This is a genomic window from Sphingomonas sp. Leaf33, assembly GCF_001421785.1.
In the GTDB taxonomy this organism is placed as follows: domain Bacteria; phylum Pseudomonadota; class Alphaproteobacteria; order Sphingomonadales; family Sphingomonadaceae; genus Sphingomonas.
Map to the genome: position 1 here is coordinate 273099 of NZ_LMLB01000017.1, position 3349 is coordinate 276447.

Genomic DNA, 3349 nt, shown 5'->3' on the forward strand with positions numbered 1-3349 from the left:
GCGCCTCGGACGGACGTGCGTCGAGGCCCAGGATTCGCCCGACCTCGATCTGCACCGCCAGGTCGCCCGCCGGCCAGATGTCCGGCCGTCCTTCCGCGAACAGCAGATAGATTTCCGCCGACCAGCGACCGATACCCTTTACCCGAACGAGCTGCGCGATCGCGTCCTCGTCATCCGCCGGCAAGTTGCCGAGATCCAGCCGTCCGCTGACGACCTCTTCGGCCAGGCTCTTGGCATAGCCCGTCTTCTGGCGCGAGAAGCCGACGCTGCGGAAGGTTTCGTCGGGAACCCCCGCGATCGTGGTCGGATCGGTGAGATCGCCGAGCGCCGCCGCCAGCTTGTTCCAGACCGATTGTGCGGAAGCGACCGATACCTGCTGGCCGATGATCGTGCGTAGCAGCGTCGCATAGCCGCGGTCGCTGATGCGCGGGCTGGGGTAGCCGACCCGCGCGATCGCTGCGGCAAACCCCGGCTCGACCCGCGCAAGGGCGTCGAGCTCCGTCTTCAATTGGTCCGAACTCAAGCCCATGGGAAATGGCGATCCTTGAAATGGCCGCAGGAGCGCGGCATGGCGGCGCGACAACGTCCAGAGGAAGTTTTTCGATGCCGACACTTATCGTCACCACCCGCGATGGGGAAGAACGCGCGGTCGAGGGACAGGCCGGCCTGTCGGTGATGGAAGTCATCCGCGACAACGGCTTCGACGAACTGCTGGCGCTGTGCGGCGGCTGCTGCAGCTGCGCGACCTGCCATGTCCATGTCGATCCCGATTTCGCCGACAAGCTGCCGCCGATGAGCGAGGACGAGGACGACCTGCTGGGGTCGGCCGGCGAGCGCGATGCGACGTCGCGGCTGTCGTGCCAGCTGCCGTTCACGCAAGCGCTGGACGGCCTGCGCGTCCGCATTGCGGCGGAGGACTGACGGAGAGGCAGGAGTCTGGAGCGGGTGAGGGGAATCGAACCCCCGTCGTAAGCTTGGAAGGCTTCTGCTCTACCATTGAGCTACACCCGCCCGACTGCTGCGGCGCTTCGCATATCCGCGGGGCGATGGTCAATGCGGCAAATGCCGGCGGTGTTGCGACACCGAAGGTGCGGCACCGCAGCGCTACGGCGGCAAATGCCGCGGCAGACCATGTTTTTGACAAAGTTGCTGTGGATATGCCCGCTCGACGACGTCTTGCAGACGAGTCAGGCAGGAAGTCGGACATGGTCATGAACCCCCTCTCGCCGGGTGTCCGGTGAGGCAGAGCGAAGATGTCGTCCGATACCAGATCTGACCGTCGATTGTTCCTTTCGATCCACGACGTGGGACCGAAATTCGAACGTCAGGTCGAACAGCTGCGCGCGCTGCTCGCCCGCCATGCGCCGGTCGATCGCATCGCCCTGCTGGTCGTACCCGACCACTGGGGGGAGGCGCCGCTGACCCGCGGTACCGCGTTCGCGACCAAGCTGCGCGGCTGGACGGATGCCGGCGCCGAAGTGTTCGTCCACGGCTGGTTTCACCGCGACGACAGCGTCCATTCCGGTCGCGCCGCCCGCCTGAAGGCGCGCCACATGACCGCGGGCGAGGGCGAGTTCCTGGGCCTGTCGCACGGCGAGGCGCTGCGCCGGATGCGCGATGGCCGGCATCTGATCGAGGATATCACCGGCCGTCCGGCGACCGGGTTCATCGCGCCGGCGTGGCTGTACGGCGCGGGCGCGACCGCCGCGCTGGCCGACGCCGGTTTCGAGATCGCGGAGAATCACCGCCGGGTCTGGAACCCGGCGACCGGACGGGTGCTGGCGTGCGACCCCGTGCTAACCTGGGCAAGCCGCAGCCGGGCGCGCATCCTGTCGTCGCTGGCCGCGGCACGGGTGCTGCCGCCGGTCCTGCGCGCGTTGCCCACCGCGCGCATCGGCGTCCATCCCGGCGATACGACCGTGCCGGCCCTGCTGGACAGTATCGACCGGGCGGTCGGGGGGATGCGCCGGACCCATGCGCCGGCGCGCTACGCCGACCTGCTGGCGGCCTGAGGACCCATGACGACCGACCTTGCCGCTCCGCTGCCTGCCGCCGGGACGTCGCCCGTCGTCGATCCGGCGCCGCCGCTCAAGACGCGGTGGAGCGGATGGGTCGCCGCGATCGGGCCCATCCTGTCGCTCGCCGTGCTGGCGGCCGCGCTCTATCAGTTGCGCGCGCTCGACGTGGCGACGCTGTGGCGGATGCTGCCGACCAACGCGGGGTTCTGGCTGGCCTTTGCGATCTGTTACGCGATCAGCCCGATTTCGGAATGGATCATCTTTCGCAAGCTGTGGACGCTGCCGCCTGGCGGCATCGTCCCGCTGTTCCGCAAGCTGGTCTGCAACGAACTGCTGCTCGGCTACCTGGGCGAGATGTATTTCTACAGCTGGGCCCGGCGGCACGCGCGGATCACGACGGCGCCGTTCGGCGCGATCAAGGACGTGTCGATCCTGAGCGCGATCGCCGGCAACGTCTTCACCCTGCTGCTGGTCATCGTCGCCGCGCCGCTGTTCGCCCGGCTGCACGTGGGGATGCAGGCCAGCCATTTCGTCATCTCCGTCGTCGTCATCCTGGTGTCGTCGCTGGTGATCTTCGCCTTCCGCGGCCGATTGTTCAGCCTGCCGCGGCGCGACCTGGCGTTCGTCGCGGGCATCCATACCGTCCGCATCATCGTCGCGATCGGCCTGTCGGCCTATCTGTGGCATGAGATCGTGCCGGCGGTGGCGCTCAGCTGGTGGCTGCTGCTCGGCACGTTGCGCCAGATCCTGTCACGCCTGCCGCTGATGCCGAACAAGGACGTCGTCTTTGCCGGCGTCGTCACCGCGATGATCGGCGCGCACGGCCCCATCGTCGACGCCATCGCCCTGCTCGCCGCGCTGTCGCTGGCGACGCATCTGGTCGTCGGCGCGGTGCTGGGGGCCAGCGACGTCGTCCGTACGGTGGTCGACTGACGCCATGATCCGGATCGTCGACATCTGCGCCTTCTACACGCCCGCCGGCGGCGGGGTGCGCACCTATGTCGAACAGAAGCTGGCGGCGGCACGGCCGGGACGCGAGGAAGTCATCATCCTGGCGCCGGGCGAGCGCGACGCGACGATCGCATCGACGGCGGCCGGGCGCATCGTGACCATCGCCGCGCCGCGCTTTCCGCTCGACCGGCGCTATCGCTATTTTGCGGACGAGCCGGCGTTGCACCGTGCGCTCGACCGGCTGGCGCCCGACGTGGTCGAGGCATCGTCGCCGTGGTCTTCCGCATCGATGGTCGCGCGGTGGCAGGGGCAGGCGCTGCGTGCGCTGGTGATGCATGCCGATCCGCTGTCGGCCTATGCCTATCGCTGGTTCGGCGGGG

The 3349-nt window shown here is 68.5% G+C and carries 5 protein-coding genes and 1 tRNA gene; 4 read left to right on the plus strand and 2 right to left on the minus strand.

Annotation, left to right across the window (positions count from 1 at the left end; genetic code table 11):
• The coding region (locus ASE86_RS14470; RefSeq protein ID WP_235524128.1) for a DNA-3-methyladenine glycosylase family protein at positions 1–529 on the minus strand (529 nt) is incomplete at its 3' end.
• A gap of 74 nt (positions 530–603) precedes the next feature.
• Here ASE86_RS14470 and ASE86_RS14475 point away from each other — a divergent pair.
• On the plus strand, positions 604–921 hold the full coding sequence (locus ASE86_RS14475) for a 2Fe-2S iron-sulfur cluster-binding protein (protein ID WP_056428452.1): 318 nt from the start codon (positions 604–606) through the stop codon (positions 919–921).
• A 16-nt stretch (positions 922–937) separates the two neighbouring features.
• Here the strand turns inward: ASE86_RS14475 and ASE86_RS14480 are convergent.
• A tRNA-Gly gene (locus tag ASE86_RS14480) sits at positions 938–1011 on the minus strand.
• Between the two features lie 242 nt (positions 1012–1253).
• Here ASE86_RS14480 and ASE86_RS14485 point away from each other — a divergent pair.
• The 3 genes from ASE86_RS14485 to ASE86_RS16580 all read left to right on the plus strand — a co-directional run.
• Positions 1254–2012, plus strand: a complete 759-nt coding sequence (locus ASE86_RS14485; protein WP_056428455.1) for a DUF2334 domain-containing protein — start codon at positions 1254–1256, stop codon at positions 2010–2012.
• A 6-nt stretch (positions 2013–2018) separates the two neighbouring features.
• Positions 2019–2951, plus strand: coding sequence for a hypothetical protein (locus ASE86_RS14490; protein WP_056428458.1), 933 nt, complete (start codon positions 2019–2021; stop codon positions 2949–2951).
• Positions 2952–2958: 7 nt separating this feature from the next.
• A partial coding sequence (locus tag ASE86_RS16580; RefSeq protein ID WP_414881293.1) for a glycosyltransferase occupies positions 2959–3349 on the plus strand: 391 nt, incomplete at its 3' end.

Excerpts from the sequence above, each read along its gene's own strand:
- ASE86_RS14475 (WP_056428452.1), top strand. The coding sequence starts at position 604 with ATGCCGACACTTATCGTCACCACCCGCGATGGGGAAGAACGCGCGGTC.
- ASE86_RS14485 (WP_056428455.1), top strand. The coding sequence starts at position 1,254 with ATGTCGTCCGATACCAGATCTGACCGTCGATTGTTCCTTTCGATCCAC.
- ASE86_RS14490 (WP_056428458.1), top strand. The coding sequence starts at position 2,019 with ATGACGACCGACCTTGCCGCTCCGCTGCCTGCCGCCGGGACGTCGCCC.